The 2,258-nt window shown below is 72.2% G+C and carries 2 protein-coding genes; one reads left to right on the top strand and one right to left on the bottom strand.

What is annotated here, in order from left to right; genetic code table 11:
* The coding region (locus AOK23_RS34400; RefSeq protein ID WP_055716454.1) for an N-acyl-D-amino-acid deacylase family protein at positions 1-1,386 on the top strand (1,386 nt) is incomplete at its 5' end.
* Between the two features lie 61 nt (positions 1,387-1,447).
* Here AOK23_RS34400 and AOK23_RS34395 read toward each other — a convergent pair.
* Positions 1,448-2,224: a trypsin-like serine peptidase gene (locus tag AOK23_RS34395; RefSeq protein WP_063791457.1), complete on the bottom strand. Its 777-nt coding sequence runs from the start codon at positions 2,222-2,224 to the stop codon at positions 1,448-1,450.
* Positions 2,225-2,258: the final 34 nt, after the last annotated feature.

Here is a 2,258-nt window from a genome sequence, read left to right as displayed (position 1 = left end):
CACACAGCGAAGGTCGCGCAGGGCGTGACGCTGGAGGTCATCGGGCAGGACGGGCTGTCGTACGCGCCCGTCGACGACCGGACCCTCGAAGAGGTGCGGCGGGCGATCACCGGCTGGAACGGCTACGGCGAGGACATCGACTTCACCTGGCGTTCGGTCGGCGGGTACCTGGACCGCCTCGACCACGGCTTCGACGGCGAGGGCATCGCCGTGAACGCCGCGTACCTCGTCCCGCAGGGCACCGTGCGGATGCTCGCCATGGGGTGGGAGGACCGGAAGCCGACTCCTCAAGAGCTGGACCACATGCGGCAGTTGGTCGCGGACGGGCTCCGCGAGGGCGCCGTCGGCATGTCGTCGGGGCTGACGTACACGCCGGGCATGTACGCCGAGGACGCCGAACTCACCGCGCTGTGCCGGATGGTCGCCGAGCACGGCGGCTACTACTGCCCGCACCACCGCTCGTACGGGGCGGGCGCGCTCCAGGCGTACGAGGAGATGATCGCCCTCACCCGCGAGGCCGGCTGCCCCCTCCATCTCGCCCACGCCACCATGAACTTCGGCGTGAACAAGGGGCGCGCCCCCGAGCTGCTCGCGCTCCTCGACGACGCGCTCGCCGCCGGCGCCGACATCACCCTCGACACCTACCCCTACACCCCCGGCTGCACGACCCTCGTGGCCCTGCTGCCCAGTTGGGCGGGCGAGGGCGGCCCGGAGGCGATCCTGGCGAGACTGGAGGACGACGACATCGCCGCACGCGTCCGGCACGAACTGGAGGTCGTCGGCGCCGACGGCTGCCACGGGGTGCCCGTTGCGTGGGACACCGTCGAGATCTCCGGGGTCGCCGACCCGGCGCTGGCGTCGTACGTGGGCCGGACGGTCCAGGAATCCGCCGACGCGCGCGGCGAGGACCCGTGGGTCACCGCACGGCGGCTGCTGCTCGAGGACCGGCTGGGGTCGACGATCCTCCAGCACGTCGGCCACGAGGAGAACGTACGGGCGATCATGCGGCACCGGGTGCACACCGGCGGCTCGGACGGCATCCTGCGCGGCGCCAAGCCGCACCCGCGCGCGTACGGCACGTTCCCGCACTATCTGGGCCGGTATGTACGGGAGTTGGGGGTGCTGTCCCTGGAGGAGTGCGTCGCCCACCTCACCTCGCGCCCCGCCGCCCGGCTGCGGCTGCCCGACCGGGGGCTGGTCCGCGAGGGGTACCGCGCCGACCTCGTCCTCTTCGACCCGGCGACGGTCGCCGCCGGATCGACGTACGAGGCGCCGCGCACCCCGCCCACCGGCATCCCGTACGTCCTCGTCGACGGCCGTTTCGCGATCGAGGACTGTCGGCGGACGGACGTCCTGGCGGGGCGGGCGGTCCGCCGCGCCCCCTGAGAGGGCGCGGCGCCATGCCCACGGCCCCGGACCACCGCCCGGGGCTACGCGGCCTCCGCGGTTACGGCCTGGGGAGTATGCAGCCGCTGCGGGTCAGGTCGAGCTTGCTGTCGGCGCCGAAGCAGGCCGGGACATGCCAGGTCTGCTGCCCGTAGTTGATGCCCTCGCGGACGGTGACGGTCCCGTTCGCGTCGACCTCGCACGGGTTGTTGTCGGTGCAGCGCCCGCCGTCCTCGTTGCCCGTGTTGTTGACGGCCACGACCTTGCCGGTGACGTTGTCGAGCACCGGCGAGCCGGAGGTGCCGCCGATCGTCTTGCAGGCGGAGGTGTAGCGGACCGAGTCCTTCCAGGTCCACGCGCCTTCCTTGAGGCGGTACGCGTAGCCGTCGACGTCACAGGCGTACGTCCGCTTCCAGTAGCCGGAGACGACCGTGATGTCGGTGCCCACGGCCGGGCGGGCCGTGTCGAAGATCAGCGCGTTGATCCCGTACGAGGACTTGATCTGCCCGTACGTGGTGGTCAGCCGGTACAGCGCCATGTCCGTGTCGGTCATCGTGCCGTACACGATCCGGTTGGCGCGCAGCGTGGCGACGCGGGTGCCCGCCGAGTTGAGGAGGCCGAAGGAGCGGGTCGAGGCCCGGTCGACGAGGACCTCACCGGGGCCCGGGAAGCCGGTCTCCAGGCAGTGGCCGTTGGTCATCACCAGGGCCGGGTCGTCATCCTCGGCGTTCGGCATCCTCACGACCGAGCCGGAGCAGTTGCTGAGCGAGACGGTGCCCGCGAAGTTCACGGCCTGGACCGCGGAGTCCGCCGGAGCCACCCGGGACGCGGCGAACAAGGCCGTGGCCGAGGCCGCGTCCCGGGTGGCTCCG

It is taken from the genome of Streptomyces torulosus, assembly GCF_001419765.1.
Lineage (GTDB): Bacteria > Actinomycetota > Actinomycetes > Streptomycetales > Streptomycetaceae > Streptomyces > Streptomyces torulosus.
This window is presented reverse-complemented; position numbering and strand designations above follow the sequence as displayed.